Here is an 18,821-nt window from a genome sequence, read left to right as displayed (position 1 = left end):
AGCGGCCTCACCGGTTGCAACGTTTAAGGGACAACATCCCAGCAAGCACGCGCCATGGCGCGCTCTTCCCGTTTTATTCCATTCCGACTTCCCTTTGACACCTTCCGAAATCCAATCCATCAAGCTCCGGTTCGGCATCATCGGCAACGCGCCGGCGCTGAATTACGCCATTCAGGTGGCCGCCCAGGTGGCACCCACCGACATGACGGTGCTCATCACCGGCGAAAGCGGGTCGGGCAAGGAGTCGTTTTCCAAGATTATTCACGCCCTCTCGCCGCGCAAGCACGGGCAGTTCATTGCCATCAACTGCGGCGCCATCCCCGAAGGCACCATTGATTCGGAGCTATTTGGGCACGAGAAAGGCTCCTTCACCGGCGCTAATGAGGCGCGCAAGGGCTACTTCGAGGTCACCAACGGCGGCACCATTTTCCTTGATGAAATCGGCGAGATGCCGCTGGGCACGCAAGCCCGCCTGCTGCGCGTGCTGGAGAATGGCGAGTTTATTCGGGTGGGCAGCAGCAAGGTGCAGAAAACCGACGTGCGTGTGGTGGCCGCCACCAACGTGAACCTGCTTGACCGCGTGCAGTCCGGCACCTTCCGCGAAGACCTGTACTACCGGCTGAATACGGTGCCCATCACGGTACCGCCACTGCGCGAGCGCGGCGAGGATATCTACCTGTTGTTCCGCAAGTTTGCTTCTGACTCGGCCGAGCGCTACCGGACGCGGCCCATCACGCTGCTGCCCGATGCGGTGCAGGCGCTGACGCGCTTCCGCTTCCCCGGCAACATCCGCCAGCTCAAAAACATCGCCGAGCAGATTTCGGTGCTGGAAACCGAGCGCGAGCTCGACGCCCGCCGCCTGGCCCCCTACCTGCCCCAGGACCAGACCAGCCGCCTACCCATGCTGCTGGGCCCCGGTGCCCCCGACGGCGCCACGGCCGGCTACTCGGAGCGCGATTTGCTCTACAAAATCCTGTTCGACATGCGCCGCGACATGACGGACCTCAAGAAAATGGTGCTCGAACTGGCCACCGGCCAGCGCCCCCAGGAAGCTCAGGAGCTGCTGCGCCAAAACAGCCACCTCTTCAGCAATACCGGCCCGGCCAGCGCGTTTGAGGGCAGCCCGGGCGCGGAGTATTTCCTGCCGCCCGCGCCCAGCACATACAACAGCGAGCCCGCCGCCGGCTACGACGACGAAGCCCCGGTAGAGGACATCCCGCACGAAACGGAGGAAGAAACGCTTTCCCTCGACGTGAAGGAACGCGAGATGATTCTCAAGGCCCTGAAGAAGCACAACAACAAACGCAAGTACGCCGCTCACGATTTGGGCATTTCGGAGCGCACGCTCTACCGCAAACTCAAGCAATATGACCTGGAGCAAGTTTGATTTTACGCCGCCAGCTGTCAGCCACACGCTGCAAGCCTTTGGCCAGGGCGCCGCCTGGCGCTACCTGCTGGCCTGCAGCTGGTGGCTGGTGGCTGGTGGCTTGCTGAGCGGCTGCGGCATTTATTCATTCAATGGCACCAACATTGACCCGGCGGTGCGCACCATCTCCATCTCCACAATTCAGAACAATTCGCCGACCGGCCCGGCCTTCCTCACGCAGCGCTTCACCGAGGATTTGAAAGACTATTTCCAGCGCAATACCAACCTGAAGCTGGTGCCGCGCGATGGCGACCTGCAATTCGACGGCAACATCGTGGCCTACGATTTTGCCCCGGCGTCCATTCAGCAGGTGAATGGCGTGAGCCAGGCCGGCTCCAACCGGCTCACCATTCAAGTCAAAATTCGCTTCACGAACACCAAGGACGACAAGCAAAGCTTCGAACAGATATTCCAGAACTTCGACGACTACGCCGCCGACCGCAACATCGCCACCATCAACAACGACCCCAACGCCGTACGGACCACCACCAACAAAATCATCACCGATATTTTCAATAAATCGGTGGCCAACTGGTAGGTACCGAACGCGGAGATTTTGGTAAATCACAAACCTTGAAGGCCTTGCCGCCAACCGCTGGCACGGGTCTGGGCTGAGCCTAATAAAACAGGTGGGGATTTGCGTAAATTGACGTAATGTTGCGCCCCCATTCTTCCGTCGCTCCGATGGGATAAAGGCAATTATTAGTTCGCTACTGCTTTTTAAAGTCTCTTTACCCTCGTGACCCGCGCCACGCTTCTACAGGTTCTTGCCCGCCCAACCGCCCTTGGCCCGGCGGAGGTGCGCGAGTTGGAGCAGCTGGCCCAGGCGTTTCCGTATTGCCAGACGGCCCACTTATTGCTGGCCAAAGCCGCCCACGACCACGGCACCATGCTGGCCGGCCAGCGCCTGCGCCGCGCCGCCACCTACGCCGCCGACCGCACCCTGCTGCGCCGCCTGATTGAGGAAGTGGCGCCCGTTGCAGAACCGGAGTCCGTTAGCGAAGTCGAAGTTGTACCCGCTGCGTTGGTTTCTGAGCAACTGGCAGCGGAATCCTCCATCGTGCTACCAGTAGTGGAGGCTCTGGCTCCCGTGCCGGCCGTTGTGCCCGCCCCGGTTGTTGAGGCCGCAGCAGTTTCGGCTCCCCTCCCGGTTGTTCAGGCCTCACCGGCAGCCCCGGTCGTTTCTGAAGCAGCCGCGGTGCCTAAGGTAGTGCCCGAAGCGGAAGTTTCGGCTTCGGTAATGGAGGCCGCTGCCCCGGTGGTGGTTCAGGCGCCTGCCGCACCAGCGGAAGCCACGCAGGCCCCTGCCCCGCCCTTGGCCGAAATTCCAACAAAGGAGATTGCGCCTGTTGCAACACCGATTGTTGACGCAGAAGCTCAGGCAGCGCCCACAGAAACTATACCTATGGCGGAGTCAGCGGGACCGATTGAGGCAGTCCCCGTCCTCGCTGCGGAAGCACAACCTGCGCCCGAAGCTGAGCGGGTTGAGATTTCTAACGCAGAGGAAACCTTAACTCCTGCTCCAAGCCCTGACGCGAGTATTTTGCCGGTACTCGTTGACCAGGAAGGCGTGCATATCCCTGCCGCTTCGCCTATGCCCGAGCCGATGCCGGAGGCAGTGCCCGAAGAGGAGCCCGACTTGCCCGCGCAGGCGCCGGCCATCCGGCCGCCGGTGGAAGCGGGCGAAGCGCGCTTTGAATTTGGTCTGGCCGAGCCGCCGCCCGCCCCACCGGCCTACGAGTTGCCGGGGCTGGTTGATGAGTGGGCCGCGGCCGCCGTCACCCTGAGCCTGGGGGGCCCTGCTCCTATTGCCGACCTCCTGCCAGCGGGCGCCAACGCTACGCCCGCGCCGCCGGTGCTCACCCCCGCTGCCTTTACCGGCGACACGACCATCGGGTATGGCTTTGGCGAAAGCAGCCGCCTGGGCTTTTCCATGCAGCTGTTGCACCTGCTCACCGATGAGGCCGAAAAAAACTTCGCCGAAACCGCCGCGCAGCCGCCTGCCGCCCCCCTGCCGCCTCCCGGTGCCTTCTTCGAACCCGACCCGCTCCTGCTCAACCATTGGGCCACGCACTGCCCGCCAGTGCCGGTGTTGCCGTCGTCGCTCGAGCTTATCAACAACTTCCTCAAGCGCCAGCCGCGCCTCACCCGGCCGGGGATGCTGCCGCCCGCGCCCGGCGGCCAGACCGACCTCAGCGTGCGCAGTACCCGTGCCGAACCCGATTTGGTGTCCGAAAACCTCGCCCGCATCTTCGTGCGCCAAGGCAAAACCGCCCGAGCCATTGAGATTTATGAGAAACTAATGGTGAAACAGCCGGAAAAAATGGCGTACTTTGCGGCCCAAATCCAATCTTTGCAACCTTTGGCGTAGTTCGCCTTTCTTCTTTTTGATTCCATGTATATCGCCATCATCGTTCTGATTCTTGTTGTGTGCTTTCTGCTGGCGCTTGTGGTGCTGGCCCAAAACCCCAAGGGCGGCGGAATTTCCAGCCAGTTTAGCGCCGGTGGCGCGGCCAGCATGATGGGCGTGAAACGCACCGGCGATTTGCTGGAGAAGCTCACCTGGGGCTTCGCCATCGGGTTGGTGGTGCTGTCGCTCGGCACCCACATGCTCACCGGCACCACCGGCGGCCCCGTGCGCAGCGTGAACCAGCAGCGCGCCCTCGAAACCAAGCTGCCCGCTCCGGCTCCGGCCCCGAGCTCGTCTGCGCCGGCCCCGGCTGGCACCGGCACGGCTCCGGCAGCACAGCCTGTTGCTCCGGCTACCACGCCTGAGCAGAAGCAATAACCGCCGCGCTTCCCAGCACTGTCCATTTGGAGAAAGCCGATGTTTCCCTTGCGGAAGCATCGGCTTTTTTTGTAGGCTACGGTTGCCAATAATCTAAGGCGGAAACTGAACAGGTAGCAGCCACTTCGGCGTTTCCGCCACTTCTGCCACTTGGCAGCGCCATACTCTACCCATTTTGTCAGGTTAGGCGGGCTGGCACGGGAAGTGCGACAGGGCCGGGCACCTAGTTTTTAACCTTAACCCAACCCAAATACACCCAAAATGGCACTTAGCATGAAACCGCTGGCCGACCGCGTCATTGTTCGCGCCGCCGCCGCCGAGGAGAAAACCAAATCCGGCATCATCATCCCCGATACGGCCAAGGAGAAGCCCCAGCGTGGCGAAGTTGTGGCCGTGGGCGAAGGCAAAACCGCTGATAGCGGCACCATCATCAAGCCGCAGGTGGCCGTGGGCGACCAGGTGCTCTATGGCAAGTACGCCGGCACCGAAATCACCGTCGACGGTGAGGACCTACTCATCATGCGCGAGTCGGACATTTTCGCTGTGCTCTAAGCCGGTTGAAAATTCCTAATTCTTTAATTTCTAATTCTTAATTCCCTCCCGCAGTGGCTAAGAACATCCAATTCGACACCGAAGGCCGCGCCCGCTTGCAGGCCGGTGTGAACAAACTGGCGAACGCCGTGAAAGTGACCCTCGGCCCGAAAGGCCGCAACGTCATCATCGACAAAAAATTTGGCGCGCCCTCCATCACCAAGGACGGCGTGACCGTGGCCAAGGAAATTGAGCTGCGCGACCCCATCGAGAACATGGGCGCCCAGCTCGTGAAGGAAGTGGCTTCGAAAACGGCCGACCAGGCTGGCGACGGCACCACGACGGCTACCGTATTGGCCCAGGCCATCTACACCGCCGGCTCGAAAAACGTGGCCGCCGGCGCCAACCCGATGGACTTGAAGCGTGGCATTGACAAGGCGGTTATCGCCGTGGTGGCCAACCTGAAGTCGCAGTCGAAGAAGATTGAAAACTCGGCCGAAATCGCCCAGGTGGGTGCCATTTCGGCCAACAACGACATGGAAATCGGCAAAATGATTGCCGACGCCATGGACAAAGTGGGCAAGGAAGGCGTCATCACGGTGGAAGAAGCCCGCGGCACCGAAACAGAGGTTAAAACGGTGGAAGGCATGCAGTTTGACCGTGGCTACCTCTCCCCTTACTTCGTGACCAACCCGGAGAAAATGGAGGTGGAGTTCGATTCGCCTTATGTCCTCATCTACGACAAAAAAGTGAGCACCATGAAGGAGCTCCTGCCCGTATTGGAGCAGGTGCTGCAGACTGGTAAGCCCCTCGTCATCATCTCGGAAGATGTGGACGGTGAAGCCCTCGCTACCTTGGTAGTAAACAAGCTGCGCGGTTCGCTGAAAATTGCGGCTGTGAAAGCTCCCGGCTTCGGCGACCGCCGCAAGGCCATGCTGGAAGACATTGCTACCCTCACGGGCGGTACCGTTATCAGCGAAGAGCAGGGCTACAAGCTCGAAAATGCTACCCTCGAGTACCTCGGTACGGCTGAGAAAATCATCATCGACAAGGACAACACCACCATCGTGAATGGCAAGGGCTCGAAGGACGCTATCAGCGGCCGCATCAGCCAGATTAAGGCCCAGATGGAAACCACTACGTCGGACTACGATAAGGAGAAACTGCAGGAGCGCCTCGCCAAGCTGAGCGGCGGCGTGGCTATTCTCTACATCGGCGCTTCGACTGAGGTGGAAATGAAAGAAAAGAAAGACCGGGTTGACGATGCCCTGCACGCCACCCGCGCCGCCGTTGAGGAAGGCGTGGTGCCCGGCGGCGGCGTGGCCCTGGTGCGCGCCCTGGAGGCTCTGGAGGCTGTGGACACACACAATGCCGACGAGCGCACCGGTGTGAACATCATCCGCACCGCGCTGGAGGCCCCCCTCCGCACCATTGTGGCCAATGCTGGCGGCGAAGGCTCGGTGGTGGTGCAGAAAGTGCGCGAAGGCAAAGGCGACTACGGCTACAACGCACGCGAAGACCGTTACGAAAACCTGGTGGCCGCCGGTATCATCGACCCCACCAAGGTGACCCGTCTGGCCCTCGAAAATGCGGCCTCCATCGCCGGCTTGCTGCTGACGACTGAGGCCGTGATTTCGGACGAGCCCGAGCCCAAAGAGGCCGGCCATAGCCACGGCGATGGCGGCATGGGCGGCATGGGTGGCATGGGCGGCATGATGTAAGGTCAAGCCGCTGGCAGCCCAATTCGCTGTTAGTTCATAAGAAAGCCCCGCTGGCAGTGCCGGCGGGGCTTTCTTTTTTCGTTGATGCTTCCGAAATGCTTATAGTTGCGAGACGGTTGGCGAGCGGTGTGAAGCATGGTTTATGCTTGCGAAACGGTTGTCGGAACTTAAGAAATTTGGCGCGCCGCTTGAAAGCATCGATAAGGCCACAAAAAAGCCCCCGACGCCGTGGCGTCGGGGGCTTTTTCTACAGCGCTGTCAGGGATTTATGCCGTCACAACGGGAGTAACACCGGCAGTGGGCTCGTCGGCCATCATTTTCGTTAGCTTGCGGTAGATGAGCAGCAGCAGGAACGCCGTGGCGCCGCAGAGCACCACAAACACCATGAAAAACTCATAGAGGCCAGTAATCTCGAAGCCCAGGAAGTGCGGGGCGGCTTTGCCCGGCTCGGGGTAGAGCGCGCCCAGCGTGCCGGAGAACTTGTTGCCCGTGGCAATGGCCAGAAACCATACGGCCATCATTAGCGAAGCCAGGCGGGCCGGGGCCAGCTTGTTCACCAGCGCCAGGCCGATGGGCGACAGGCACAGCTCACCAAACGTATGCAGCAGGTACATCGCCGTGAGCCAGAACATGCTCACCTTGGTGGTGGCCGTCGCCCCGTTCACGCCGAAGGCGATGACGAGGTAGCCCACGGCCAGCAGGGCCAGGCCGTAGGCCATTTTCAGCGGCGACGACGGCTCCAGACCACGCTTGCTGAGCCAGGTCCAGAGCACGGCAAACACCGGGGCGAAGATGATGATGCCAAACGGGTTGATGGTTTGGAAGAAGGACGCCGGTACTAGGAAATTGCCCAGTTGCCGGTCGGTTTGCTTGTCGGCGAAAGTGGTGAGGGAGTTGCCGGCCTGCTCGAAGGCGGCCCAGAAGAAAATCACGAAGAAGCCCAGAATGAGCACCACGTTGATTTTACGGCGCTCGGCGGGCGTGAGGGATTTATCGGAAAGCACGGCGATAGGCACCACCACCATGGCCGAGTAAATCAGCGAATCGATGATTTTCTGGTCAAGCACCAAAAAGTACAGCAGCGCAAACACTCCGGCGAAGAGGGCCACCAGCAGCAGGTTGTTGCGGGTGTTGCCGGCCGATTCGCTGGCCGTTTGTACGGCGCGGCGCTCGGGGCGGGCGCCCAGGGGCGTGCCGTCGGCGTTCACGATGAAGCGGCCTTTCAGGAGTTCAAACGTGATGGTGCCCAGCAGCATGCCAATGCCTGCCAGCAGGAAGCCCCACTTGAAATCGGCCGGCCGGCCGGTGTCGCCAAAGTAGCCGCACACGATGGGCGCGAAGGTGGCGCCCAGGTTGATGCCCATGTAGAAGATGGTGTAGGCCACGTCAATGCGGCGGTCGCGCGGCGGGTAGAGGTTGCCCACCATGCTGGAAATGTTTGGCTTGAAGAATCCATTGCCGAAGATGAGCAGCGCCAGCCCGATGTAGAAAGCCATGTGGGCGAAGCTCGCGTTCTGATAGGAGCTGGCCGAAGCAAACAGCACAAACTGCCCCAGCGCCATCATCAGCCCGCCCACCATAATGGACCGGCGGTTGCCCCAGTACCGGTCGGCAATGTAGCCGCCCAGCAACGGCGTCAGGTACACCAGGCCGAGGTAGGAACCGTACAGATTGGAGGAGTCGGCCTCGCTGAACAGCAGGGCCTTCACCATGTACAGCTTCATGATGGCGCGCATGCCGTAGAACGAAAAACGCTCCCACATTTCGGTGGTAAACAGCACGTACAAGCCCTTGGGGTGGCTTGTCGATTCCGCGGCGAGCGGTGGCTCGGTCTGAGCAGAGATGGTTTGCATAAAAAAAACGAGGGTGAGAAATGAGTTGATGACGGGGAAAATCGGCTCGGCTGCGCGTGTCGTGCATTGCGGGCACGGTAAATCTAGGAAAGTTTCGGCACGTAGCGCGGACTTTTAGTCCGCGGCCCGCACCGATAAGCAAGGAACGCAGTGTGGGTCGCGGACTAAAAGTCCGCGCTACACCTTCCCCGCGGTATCGCTCCGGTAGGCCTTGGCCCGGTAGGCGGCCGGCGCCAGCCCGGTTTGCTTCCGGAAAAACCGCGTGAAATAGCCCGGGTCCACAAACTGCAGCTCGTAGGCGATTTCGGCCACCGAAAGAGAAGTATATAAAAGGTAGTTGTGGGCCTTGCGAATGGTGTGGGCCTGAACAATCTGCTGAGCCGTTTTGCCCTTCACGGCCTGGCAGATGCGGTTGAGGTGCACTGGCGTAATCTTGAGTTCCTGGGCAAAATCAGAAATCTTCTTCTCGAAGGGCGCCGTTTTTTCAATGGCTTTCTGGAATTCGCGGAAGTAGTGCAGTGCGCGGTTGGGGCTGTCTTCTTTGCGGCGATTGTGGTGCAGCAGCCGGAAAATTTTCACAAACAGCAGCTTGAAATAACCGTTGATGGCCAGCTGCTTGCCGGGCAGCTCCGAATAAATCTCTTCGTGCAAGCGCTGTTCCAGCTCCAACAAATCGGCGAAACTGACCTCGGCGTTGAAATCAGAGAGAATGTGTACCGTGTTCAGTTCCACCAGCACGCCGGGCGTGGCCTGCAGAATGGTGTCGAGCAGCGCCTCGGAAAGCGTGAGGGTGCGCCCCTTCACCTGCGGGCTGAAGGTAAAGCCGTGCACCGTATTGGCCGGAATGATGACCAGGCAGGGCGTGCGCAGTTCCACCAGCTCGGCGGCCTCGAAGGCCGCGCGGCCGCTTTCGAGGAAAAACAGCTGGAACAGGTTTTCGTGCAGGTGCGGCTTGAGGCCCCAGTCGGTGAGGCGCTGGCGGGGCACGATGAGCTGGCTTTGCAGATAATCGTGCGAAATCTGGGCCCGGCTGTCGCCGTAGATTCCGTTGTAGCGGGCAATATCGGTGCGCATGGACAAAAGGGCGAAAGACCGGGACAAACCAAACCTAAAGATAGTCAGACGTTGTATTCCTCCCACCTGTTTTGCTTATTAAGCCGTATATTCCACACAGCAGGCACAAATCAACCATGCCTGGTTTGATTTGTCCTGCTAAAAAAACAAATTGTTTCACTGGTAACGTTTGCAGCGTTTCTACCTTTGTGGCAGAAGTCACGAGAATTCCCACCCAACACTTTCAGGGCCATGCAACAAGACTCCCAGTTTGCCGCCAGCCTCCACAATCGTTTGCAGCCCCTGGGCTTCAACGAAACGGCTACCGTTCACCTCAATTTAACGCCTGCCGCGCTCGTGGAGCACGCTTTACGCAACGGCGAAGGCCACCTCACCGATACCGGCGCGCTGATGGCCGATACCGGCAAATTCACTGGCCGCTCGCCTAAAGACCGGTTTGTGGTGAAGGACGCCAACACCGAAAACAGCGTGTGGTGGGGCGACATCAACATCCCCTTCGCGCCCGAGAAATTCGACCAGCTGCACCAGAAAATGGTGGCCTACCTGGCCGATAAGGAGTTGTACGTGCGCGAAGCCTACGCCGGGGCCAACCCCGACTACCAGCTCAAGCTGCGCGTGGTGAACGAGCAAGCCTGGCACAACCTGTTCTGCTACAACATGTTCCTGCGCCCCGAAGAAGGCGCCGACACCAGCTGGACGCCCGACTTCAGCATCATCTGCGCCCCCGGCTTCGAGGCCGACCCGGCCGTGGACGGCACCCGTCAGCCCAACTTCGCCATCATCAACTTCACCAAGAAGATGATTCTGATTGGCGGCACGGGCTACGCCGGCGAGATGAAGAAAGGCATCTTCGGTGTGCTGAACTACCTGCTGCCCCACGAGCACAACACGCTGAGCATGCACTGCTCGGCCAACGTGGGCAAGGAGGGCGACACGGCCATCTTCTTTGGCCTGTCGGGCACCGGCAAAACGACGCTTTCGGCCGACCCCAACCGCGGCCTCATCGGCGACGACGAGCACGGCTGGACGCCCGACGCCGGCATCTTCAACTTCGAGGGCGGCTGCTACGCCAAGGTCATCGACCTGAGCAAGGAGAAGGAGCCCGAGATTTACGACGCCATCCGTTTCGGCTCGATTGTGGAAAATACGCGCTTTATTCCGGGTACCCACACGGTGGATTACGCCAATAAGTCGGTGACGGAAAACACCCGCACCGCCTACCCCATCAACTTCATCCCGAACGCCATTGAGCCCGGCGTGGCCGATGCGCCGAAGAATATTTTCTTCCTCACGGCCGATGCCTTTGGGGTGATTCCGCCCATCAGTAAGCTTGACAAGTCGCACGCCATGTACCTGTTTATGTCGGGCTATACGGCCAAGGTGGCCGGCACCGAAATGGGCGTGACCGAGCCGCAGACGACCTTCTCGGCCTGCTTCGGTGCGGTATTCCTGCCGCTGCACCCCACTAAATACGCCGAGATGCTGGGCCAGAAAATGGACGAGAACCCCGACATCAACGTGTGGCTCATCAACACCGGCTGGACGGGCGGCAGCTACGGCACCGGCCACCGCATGAAGCTGCCCTACACCCGCGCCATGATTACAGCCGCGCTCGAAGGCAAGCTCGACGACGTGAAATACCGCAAACACCCCATTTTCGGCATGGAAGTGCCCGGCGCCGTGCCCGGCGTGCCCGCCGAAATCCTGGACCCGCGCAACACCTGGGCAGACAAGGAAGCCTACGACAAAACCGCCTCGGACCTGGCCGAGAAGTTTGTCGAAAACTTTAAGAAGTACGCCGAGTTTGCCAACGAGGAAATCCTGGCCGGCGCGCCCCGCGTGGCGGTTGAAGCGTAAGTTTCACAGCAGTTCACTCACCAAAAAGCCCCGTCGGTTGCAGCCGACGGGGCTTTTGCGTGATTTGACATTTAACTACGCTGGCCCGCTAACCCTTTGATAAGCAGAAAAATGCCTACAATAGCTAAGCCAGTAAATACTACATAGCTTCCATTTCCGAGTGCCCAATAAGTGAGTAATCCGTAAGCTAGGGTACCGGCCAGAAAAACGATACCAACTGTTCGGTAGATACTCGCTGACTTCTGGGTTTTCTTACTTTGGTGCTGCTTGATGAATGTAAAATCTTCTAAATAGGCATCGGCAAATTCTGCTGCCGATTCGCCAGCACCTTCCCGCTTCAGCATCGCAATAACCTCTTCTTTATGTTGACCACGCGCATACATATAGATGGCTTCGCGTTTAGCGTATTGTTCGCGGTAGTTCATTTGGATAAGCTGAGGCGAGATAAATGATGTAGACAAAGTAATCGACTGTACCCGAACTTCGCGCCCATGCTCACCTGCTTCGCGCCCGACCTCACGCCTACCCAAACCGTCTACCAGCTTTCCGAAGAGGAAAGCAAACACGCCGTGCGTGTTCTGCGCCTCGTAGCCGGCGATGCGGTGGCGTTGATAGATGGGCGCGGCGGCCTCTACACCGCTGCAATTGCCGAGGCCAACCCCAAGCGTTGCCAGTTGCGCATCATCCACCACGAAACCGTGTCGCCCCGCCCCTACTTCACTCATGTGGCTGTGGCGCCTACCAAAAACCTTGACCGCATGGAGTGGTTCGTGGAGAAAGCCGTGGAAGTGGGCGTCGAGCGCATCAGCTTCCTGCGCTGCGCCCGCTCCGAGCGCCGCGAGCTGAAGCTGGAGCGGCTGGAAAAAATTGCCATTAGCGCGCTGAAGCAGAGCGGCCAGGCGTGGCTGCCGCAGCTGGACGAGTTGCAGGATTTCGGTGCTTTTGTGGCCGGCGTGGCGCCCGAAACCACTTTCATCGCTCACCTGGAGGAAGGCGAGCGGATGGCGATGGCGCAGGTGGCCGGCGCGGGGCCGGGCTGCTGCGTGCTCATCGGGCCGGAGGGCGACTTTACACCGCAGGAAATTGCGCTGGCGTTGGCCAAAGGCATTCGGCCCGTGACGCTGGGCGCGTCGCGGCTGCGCACCGAGACGGCGGCGCTGGCGGTGGTATTCACCGCGCAGCTGGCGCGCGGGTAATTCGGTTGAAACGTACTCTGCTGGTTGTCAGAGGCCATGGCCCGTTTCCCAATAGCTAATATAGGAATGCTCGACCATCTCCTGATAGTAAAACCCATCCAGCACCAGGCGGGCCAGTAGGGTTTTGACTTTAACTATGTCTTCCGGCACGGCAAACGAAGTGTATAGCAGCAGCTTGTCGCGCTGGTCGTAGAGGCGGAAGCCCAAGCTTTGTAGGAAACGGAGCTGCTTTTTCTGGATTCGGTATTCGGCCCGGTGACGGCGAATTTCCGGCACCGTAATCAGCAGCGTCCGTCGCACCAGCCGCAGGTTGCAGGCCAGGCGCTGCTGCGGGTTAATCACCAGCGAGAAACCCGCAATCTGCCCGTGCAGCAACATCGTGAGCGTCTCTTCAATGTGGTTAGACTTCGCGCCTGCCGAATTGGGCCGGGCCTGCGCTTGCAGGGCGGCCAGCCGCGCCCGGGCTTCGACCAGCTGCTTCTGGCGGTATTGCTGCAGGTATTCAGCCTCCTCGACGGACCTGTTTTCCAGCCGCTTGAGCATATCCGCGGCGCGCTGCTTCTCGTCGTGTAACGGGTCGGCCAGGTTATTCAGGATATGCAGCTGCTCGTACACCTCGGCCAACGCCTTGGTGAATCGGTGGGCCATGCCGTAGTCCCACTCCTCCAACCGTTCGGCGCGCTCGGCAAGCAGCAAAGCTTCTTCGGCCTCGTAGTGGGCAATCAGTTTTTGCAGCCGGGAGCTCATGCTGGAGAATTGGCAGGACCAAGCCAAATATAAAGTCGCGCCTGTGCCCTACTCCTGCGGTTCGATATGAATCAGCACGTTGCCGAGTTGCGGCAGTCCCTCCCGCAGCGTATCCTGCAGCCGGTGCGCAATTTCATGGCCCTCGCGCACACTGATGTCGCCGCTCACCGTGGCGTGCAGGTCGACGTGGTATTGCATGCCGGCTTTGCGCACGAAACATTTTTCGGTACCCAGCACGCCCGACACCGTCACGGCCACCCGGCGGATGTCGGCCACGAGGTCGTCGTGCACATGCTCGTCGAGGATTTCGCCGAGGGCGGGCCGGAAAATGTGGTAGCTGTTGTAAAAAATGAGGCCGGCGGCAAACAGTGCGGCCCAGTCGTCGGCCGCTTCGTAGCCCTTGCCCATCAGCAGGGCAAAGGAAATGCCCACAAAAGCCGCCACCGACGTAATGGCGTCGCTACGGTGGTGCCAGGCATCGGCTTTGAGCGAAGAACTGTTGGTTTCCTCGGCCCGCTTCATCACGGTGCGAAACGACAGCTCTTTCCAGACGATGATGCCGCCCAGCACCAGCAGCGTCCAGGCTTTGGGCAGGGCGTGGGGCGTGCCGATGTTCTGAATGCTTTCGTAGCCGATGATGGTGGCCGATGTTATCAGAAAGCCCACCACCAGAAAGGTCACCAGCGGCTCGATGCGGCCGTGGCCGTAGGGGTGGTTTTCGTCGGCCGGCCGGTTGGCGTACTTGATGCCCAGCAGCACCAGAAACGACGAAAAGATGTCGGCCGTCGACTCGATGGCGTCGGCCACCAGGGCGTAGGAGTTGCCAAAATAGCCGGCCACGCCTTTGAGCAAGGCCAGGGCCGTATTGCCAATAATACTGAAATAAGTGGCCTTGATGGCCGTTTCTTCGTTGGTCATAAGTATTAAGAAAGCAAGCACAACGTAGCGCAAGCTTTGCAGGTCGCGCTACAATATCCCAACTTCAGCATTGCGCCTTATTTCAAGTAATAAGCCCGCACCAGTTTCATGGCTTCTGCGGGGTCCTCGGCGCATTCGCGGCAGAAGGTACCCACGCCATTCACCGGTCCTTCGTATTCCCAGGCAAAGGTTTTGGGGGTGCCGTCAGCCGAGTCGCTCACTTTCAGGCGGGAGCCGGCCGGGGTGATGGTGAAGCTGCGATTGGGCGAAATTCTCACCGCAAAGCTCGCGCCGTTGGCGCTGCCCACCCGCGGCAGGTAGGTGCCTTTGGTTTCGGTGGGGCCTTTGCCGTGGGCGTAGTAAATCTCGGCCCGTTTGCCCTCTTTCACCCAAAAACTGAGCTTCTCATAGGCATCAGTACCGGGCTTACCAAAAGCGTAGGTAGCTACTTTGGACTGTGCAAGGGCAGCGGGGCTGGCCAGCAGCGCCGCCGCCAACAGGCAGAAGAGGGTTTTCATGGTGGAGGTTTTCAAAGCAGATGAGGAGCTTGGCTTACTAAATAAGCTCCTCAAATGTTGCCCCGATGCTCAGCCCCGACGCAGGAGCTGCCGGATGGCTGCCAGGTGCGCCAGCAGCACCAGCGGCACCACCACCGCCGGCAGCAGGCTGAACGGGAAATGCAGAATAGCTACGTTAGGCTGCTCGAAAGAAAAGCGCTGAAAGGGCCCGGGCACCGAAAGCAGGGCGTTTGCCACGATGTTGAGCAGCAGCCCCAGGCAAATAAAATTCCAGGCCAACAGCCACGGCCGGCCCGGTACCTGCTTCTTAAACACCAGATAATAAACCACCGGCACACTCAGACCAGATAAAATGTCAAAGTTTCGGCCTTCGAAGGTCATTAATTCTGGCACGGCTTGGTGCACAAAAAGCCCGAACAGCACCAGCTCTACCGGAATCCGAACGACGTGCAGGAGGGTCAGCGTTTGCAGGTTGAGGCCGTCGAGGTAGCGCCGGCCGCGCGCGGTGGCGAAAAGCAGCCCAATCAGCAGCACCGGGGGCCCTACCATCGCCAGCGCATGGGGCGGCACGGTGTTGGTAACGGTGTAAAATCCGCGCAACGCCACCATACTCTGCAGCGCCACCCAGCCCAACAGCAGGCCCAGCGTGAGCCGCGAATAGTGGGCCGCGCGCCAGAACAACGCAATGGCAATGAGCACAATGAGGCCAAAAGCAAAACCAAGGGAGGCAGGGACAGTTTCCATAAAGCAGGGGTTGAATGATGACCCTGCAAAGGAACCGGCGCGGCTGCGGTGGCTACTTGCCAAATGGCAGGAAATCAGTCGGGGGCCACTGTTTTTGCCCCGGCCCGAATCCGGCTCAGCGAGGTGTCCGTGACGCCCAGGTAGGAGGCGACGTGTTTCAACGGGGCATGCAGCAGCACTTCGGGCGTGGTTTTTAGTAGCTGCTCGTAGCGTTCGGTGGCCGAGGTGGTAATCATGGCCAGCATCCGGCTTTTGAGCGTGGCAAAGCCCTGCACCAGCACCGAGCGGCCAAATTCCCGGAATTCCGGGCGCGCATGAAACAGGGCGTTGAGCTGCTCGAACGTGATAAACCAGCCGGTGCAATCGGTCAGGGCCTGGATGTTTTCCTGCGAAGGCACGCGGGTGAAAAAGGACGAGACTTCGAACACCACCTGCCCGCTCGAATAAAACGCCGTGGTGACGTCGTGGCCGTCGGGGTTGCAGGCGTAGGCGCGCAGCAGGCCGTGGTCGAGGAAAAAATACTCGTCGCTCACCCGGCCTTCGCGGAGCAGGAAATCGTGCCGGGCCAGGGATTTGGAACTGAATTGACCGGCGATTTCGGCCGCCTGCGCCGCCCCGATGATGCCACGGCTTTGCAGGAATTGGGTTAGTTTTTCGGACGACATCGAACGGCAATTAGGGGCAGCGAGATGCTAAAAATAGCGAGATGCTAAAAATACTGCCCCGGGCCGCACCCGTTGCGGGCGGGCGCTGTCACACTGCCGCTGCGGTTTCTCAGGTTCCGGCGCGGCCAGTTCCCTGAACTTTCCCGCGCGGCCCTTACTTTACAGCACGGGCCGAGGCGATGCGTTCGGCCACCGCTGCTTATGCTCAAAAACCTGCTGCTCTCCGCTGCCCTCCTGTTCTCGCTCACGGCCGCCGGCCCCACCTACAGTTTCAAGGTAGCCAAGCTGCACTACGGCGGTGGCGGCGACTGGTACGCCAACAAAACCTCGCTGCCCAACCTCATCAGCTTCTGCAACCAGACGCTGAAAACCAACATCGCGCCCGAAGAAGCCACCGCCGAGCTCGACGCCCCCGAACTCCTCACCTACCCCTTCGTGCACATGACCGGGCACGGCAACGTGAGCTTCACCGCCGCCGAGGCCCGGAACTTGCGCCGCTACCTCACCGGGGGCGGCTTCCTGCACATCGACGACAACTACGGCCTCGATAAATTCATCCGGCCCGAGATGAAGAAGGTATTTCCCGAGCTGGAATTCGTGGAGCTGCCCTTCTCACACCCCATCTACCACCAGAAGTATCAGTTTCCCAAAGGCTTGCCCAAAGTGCACGAGCACGACGGCAAGCGCCCCCAGGGCTTCGGGCTGGTGTACAAAGGCCGCCTGGTATGCTTCTACACCTACGAGTGCGACCTTGGCAACGGCTGGGAAGACGTCGGCACTTACCCCGAAGACTCTCCCGCCGTACACGAAGCTGCCCTGCGCATGGGCGCCAACCTCGTGGCCTACGCCCTCACCCAGGACTAAGCGCGGGCTTTCGGGCTTACCGGCCGGTGCGGCTTGCGCAGAAACGACCCGCCCAGAAACGTGCGCCACCAGTTCGGCCGGGGCACTTCGGGCACCACGGTCGCGTGCGGCTCATCGGGCGAAGCCGCGTTTTGGGCCTGCATCAGCAGCACCTTTTTATAAAAATCATCGTCGGAGAGCACTGCTCCGTCGCTGGCCGGCCGCGGGGGCCGTTCTAGGCGTTCGCGCGCCGTGGTAGCCTGGGCCTTTTTCAGCAGTCCGAAGACTAGGGTGCCCAGCCCCAGCAAAATCAATAGCAGCGTTTCCAGCTTTCCCATTCCATTAAGATACAGCGCCGAATGTAGTTTGTGGCGCGCCTTTAGCGCACGCCTTTCTCGGGGAAGCGGCCGGTGATGGTGCGGTAAAAGGCCTTGATTTTAGCTTCATCGGCTTCGTAATTGCCGGTGGGCCATACGGCTTCGCCGATGCCGGCTTCCTTCTTGGCGTAGTCGAGGTAGCCGAGGCGAATGGGCACCTGCGCACCTAGGGCGGCGAAATAGTAGCCTTTGCGCCAGCGGGGCTGGTAGGCGCGGGTACCTTCCGGGGTGATGAGGATGACCAGCTCGTCGTGCTCGTTAAATAGCTTCACCATGCCATCCACGAGGCTATTGTTGCGGCTGCGGTCCACGGCTAGGCCACCGATGGCCTTCACCAGCCAGCCCAGCGCGAAGTTTTCGGTCCACTCCTTCTTCACGGTGAAGCGCACGGGCACGCCCATCAGGTAGAACGCGGCCCGGGCAATGATGATGTCCCAGTTGCTGGTGTGCGGCGCCGCAATCATCATGCTCTTCTTGATTTCGGGATTGTGTATCTCGCCCAGATGCCAGCCCGCTACTTTGAAAACGAGCGTGGCCATGGCGTGCCAGAAGGGGGATTTTTCGCGGGGAGTCATGCAGGAAAACTGGAAATAAGGCGCCGTCGCGCGGAGAAATAAATTCGGCCGCGGCTGGCGGCATTTCAATTGCAAAGATGGGCCGCTCGGCACAATGCGGCGCCATGCGTGGCCTCCCGGCCGCTACAGCAGTGCCTGGATGGCATCGGACTGCGCCAGCGTGTAGCGGTAGCCGATTTCGAACAGTTCCGCACCGCTCTTGTAGCTCAGGGGGCGGTAATGGCGTAGGTCGGGTGGCTCTAGCAGCAGGTCGCACTGGGCTTTGCGGCTGGTGGTGTTGGCGTTGATGGCCAGGTGCAACGTGCGCTCGATGAGCCGCCGGAAGTTGGGAATGCGCGCTTCGGGGTTGATGGGGTTGCAGTTGACGCCCACCACGCGCAGCCCATCGTGGCCCAGCAGCGGCTCCACGGGTAGGTTATTGAGCAGGCCGCCGTCCACCAGCTGCCGCCCCTGGTATTCCACCGGCCGGTACACAATCGGCACCGCCGACGATGCCAGCAGCGGCGCCAGCAGCGGCCCCGAGCTGAAATACACCGATTCGCCGGCCATCAAATCCGTCGCCACCAGCGTGACGGGCAGTCGTAAATCCTCAAAACTAACGGTGCTGCCCAGGTGCCGGGCCAGCAGCTGCGCCACGGCGTCGAGGTGCAGCAGGCCGTGCCGGCTGAAGGCCGGCCGCGTCAGCCGCACCACATTGGTTTCCTGCAACAGCCGCAGTATCTCACGCGGCGGAAACCCGGCCGCGTAAAACACGCAGGCAATGGCCCCCGAACTCACGCCCGCCAGCCGCGCCACCGGCAGTCGCAGCTCCTCCAGCGCCGCCAGTACGCCCAGATGCGCAATGCCCCGCGCCCCTCCTCCCGATAAAGCCAGGCCCAGTTGGTGGATTGATGGATTGGGAGGGTGGAAAGCTGGCTGCATCGATATTCAGGCAAAGGTGTTTCCTGGCCATATACGGGATTCGCCGCCAAACCACCGTTCCACCAAA

The 18,821-nt window shown here is 60.4% G+C and carries 20 protein-coding genes; 9 read left to right on the top strand and 11 right to left on the bottom strand.

From position 1 onward, the window contains the following. The first annotated feature begins 94 nt into the window (after positions 1-94). From Q4S41_RS12105 to groL, 6 genes are all read left to right on the top strand, one after another. On the top strand, positions 95-1,387 hold the full coding sequence (locus Q4S41_RS12105; protein ID WP_305031384.1) for a sigma-54 interaction domain-containing protein: 1,293 nt from the start codon (positions 95-97) through the stop codon (positions 1,385-1,387). Then, positions 1,368-1,964 carry an LptE family protein gene (locus Q4S41_RS12100; protein WP_305031383.1) on the top strand — a complete coding sequence of 199 codons (597 nt, stop codon included), beginning with the start codon at positions 1,368-1,370 and terminating at the stop codon, positions 1,962-1,964. Before Q4S41_RS12105 ends, Q4S41_RS12100 begins: the two co-directional genes overlap by 20 nt. A 201-nt stretch (positions 1,965-2,165) precedes the next feature. Then, entirely contained in the window at positions 2,166-3,797 is a 1,632-nt protein-coding gene (locus tag Q4S41_RS12095; protein WP_305031382.1) for a hypothetical protein, read from the top strand. A gap of 24 nt (positions 3,798-3,821) precedes the next feature. Continuing rightward, on the top strand, positions 3,822-4,214 hold the full coding sequence (secG, locus tag Q4S41_RS12090; protein WP_305031381.1) for a preprotein translocase subunit SecG: 393 nt from the start codon (positions 3,822-3,824) through the stop codon (positions 4,212-4,214). Between the two features lie 261 nt (positions 4,215-4,475). After that, positions 4,476-4,766 carry a co-chaperone GroES gene (gene groES, locus Q4S41_RS12085; protein ID WP_198068620.1) on the top strand — a complete coding sequence of 97 codons (291 nt, stop codon included), beginning with the start codon at positions 4,476-4,478 and terminating at the stop codon, positions 4,764-4,766. Positions 4,767-4,819: 53 nt separating this feature from the next. Then, entirely contained in the window at positions 4,820-6,466 is a 1,647-nt protein-coding gene (gene groL / locus Q4S41_RS12080) for a chaperonin GroEL (protein WP_305031380.1), read from the top strand. Positions 6,467-6,732: 266 nt separating this feature from the next. Here the strand turns inward: groL and Q4S41_RS12075 are convergent, their stop codons facing one another. After that, on the bottom strand, positions 6,733-8,319 hold the full coding sequence (locus tag Q4S41_RS12075) for a peptide MFS transporter (protein WP_305031379.1): 1,587 nt from the start codon (positions 8,317-8,319) through the stop codon (positions 6,733-6,735). Positions 8,320-8,496: 177 nt separating this feature from the next. Further along, positions 8,497-9,393 (bottom strand): AraC family transcriptional regulator, encoded by an 897-nt coding sequence (locus tag Q4S41_RS12070; RefSeq protein WP_305031378.1) that lies wholly within the window; start codon positions 9,391-9,393, stop codon positions 8,497-8,499. 231 nt (positions 9,394-9,624) lie between these two features. Here Q4S41_RS12070 and pckA point away from each other — a divergent pair, with 231 nt between their 5' ends. Beyond that, positions 9,625-11,250: a phosphoenolpyruvate carboxykinase (ATP) gene (gene pckA, locus Q4S41_RS12065; RefSeq protein WP_305031377.1), complete on the top strand. Its 1,626-nt coding sequence runs from the start codon at positions 9,625-9,627 to the stop codon at positions 11,248-11,250. A 71-nt stretch (positions 11,251-11,321) separates the two neighbouring features. Here the strand turns inward: pckA and Q4S41_RS12060 are convergent, their stop codons facing one another. Beyond that, complete coding sequence (locus Q4S41_RS12060) at positions 11,322-11,675, bottom strand: hypothetical protein (protein WP_305031376.1); 354 nt, start codon at positions 11,673-11,675, stop codon at positions 11,322-11,324. A gap of 66 nt (positions 11,676-11,741) precedes the next feature. Here Q4S41_RS12060 and Q4S41_RS12055 point away from each other — a divergent pair, with 66 nt between their 5' ends. After that, complete coding sequence (locus Q4S41_RS12055; RefSeq protein WP_305031375.1) at positions 11,742-12,446, top strand: 16S rRNA (uracil(1498)-N(3))-methyltransferase; 705 nt, start codon at positions 11,742-11,744, stop codon at positions 12,444-12,446. Positions 12,447-12,473: 27 nt separating this feature from the next. On the opposite strand, the gene Q4S41_RS12050 is transcribed toward Q4S41_RS12055, so the two are convergent. The 5 genes from Q4S41_RS12050 to Q4S41_RS12030 all read right to left on the bottom strand — a co-directional run bounded on the left by Q4S41_RS12050 (position 12,474) and on the right by Q4S41_RS12030 (position 16,038). Next, on the bottom strand, positions 12,474-13,193 hold the full coding sequence (locus Q4S41_RS12050) for a hypothetical protein (protein WP_305031374.1): 720 nt from the start codon (positions 13,191-13,193) through the stop codon (positions 12,474-12,476). A gap of 48 nt (positions 13,194-13,241) precedes the next feature. Next, entirely contained in the window at positions 13,242-14,111 is an 870-nt protein-coding gene (locus tag Q4S41_RS12045) for a cation diffusion facilitator family transporter (RefSeq protein WP_305031373.1), read from the bottom strand. A gap of 77 nt (positions 14,112-14,188) precedes the next feature. Next, a complete protein-coding gene (locus Q4S41_RS12040; protein ID WP_305031372.1) occupies positions 14,189-14,629 on the bottom strand; it encodes a hypothetical protein in 441 nt (146 codons plus the stop codon). Positions 14,630-14,698: 69 nt separating this feature from the next. Beyond that, the gene (locus Q4S41_RS12035) at positions 14,699-15,373 is read right to left on the bottom strand and encodes a hypothetical protein (protein WP_305031371.1); all 675 of its coding nucleotides are present in this window, start codon (positions 15,371-15,373) and stop codon (positions 14,699-14,701) included. Between the two features lie 74 nt (positions 15,374-15,447). Further along, on the bottom strand, positions 15,448-16,038 hold the full coding sequence (locus Q4S41_RS12030) for a Crp/Fnr family transcriptional regulator (RefSeq protein ID WP_305031370.1): 591 nt from the start codon (positions 16,036-16,038) through the stop codon (positions 15,448-15,450). 201 nt (positions 16,039-16,239) lie between these two features. On the opposite strand from Q4S41_RS12030, the gene Q4S41_RS12025 reads away from it, so the two are divergent. After that, positions 16,240-16,902, top strand: coding sequence for a DUF4159 domain-containing protein (locus Q4S41_RS12025; protein ID WP_305031369.1), 663 nt, complete (start codon positions 16,240-16,242; stop codon positions 16,900-16,902). Here the strand turns inward: Q4S41_RS12025 and Q4S41_RS12020 are convergent. The 3 genes from Q4S41_RS12020 to Q4S41_RS12010 form a co-directional block, all read right to left on the bottom strand. Next, positions 16,899-17,219: a hypothetical protein gene (locus Q4S41_RS12020; protein ID WP_305031368.1), complete on the bottom strand. Its 321-nt coding sequence runs from the start codon at positions 17,217-17,219 to the stop codon at positions 16,899-16,901. The two genes, Q4S41_RS12025 and Q4S41_RS12020, sit on opposite strands and share 4 nt — an antisense overlap. Before the next feature lie 41 nt (positions 17,220-17,260). Continuing rightward, positions 17,261-17,833, bottom strand: a complete 573-nt coding sequence (locus tag Q4S41_RS12015) for a 1-acyl-sn-glycerol-3-phosphate acyltransferase (RefSeq protein WP_305031367.1) — start codon at positions 17,831-17,833, stop codon at positions 17,261-17,263. 123 nt (positions 17,834-17,956) lie between these two features. Continuing rightward, positions 17,957-18,754 (bottom strand): patatin-like phospholipase family protein, encoded by a 798-nt coding sequence (locus Q4S41_RS12010; protein ID WP_305031366.1) that lies wholly within the window; start codon positions 18,752-18,754, stop codon positions 17,957-17,959. Positions 18,755-18,821 lie beyond the last annotated feature (67 nt).

Source organism: Hymenobacter convexus (assembly GCF_030580955.1).
Lineage (GTDB): Bacteria > Bacteroidota > Bacteroidia > Cytophagales > Hymenobacteraceae > Hymenobacter.
This window is presented reverse-complemented; position numbering and strand designations above follow the sequence as displayed.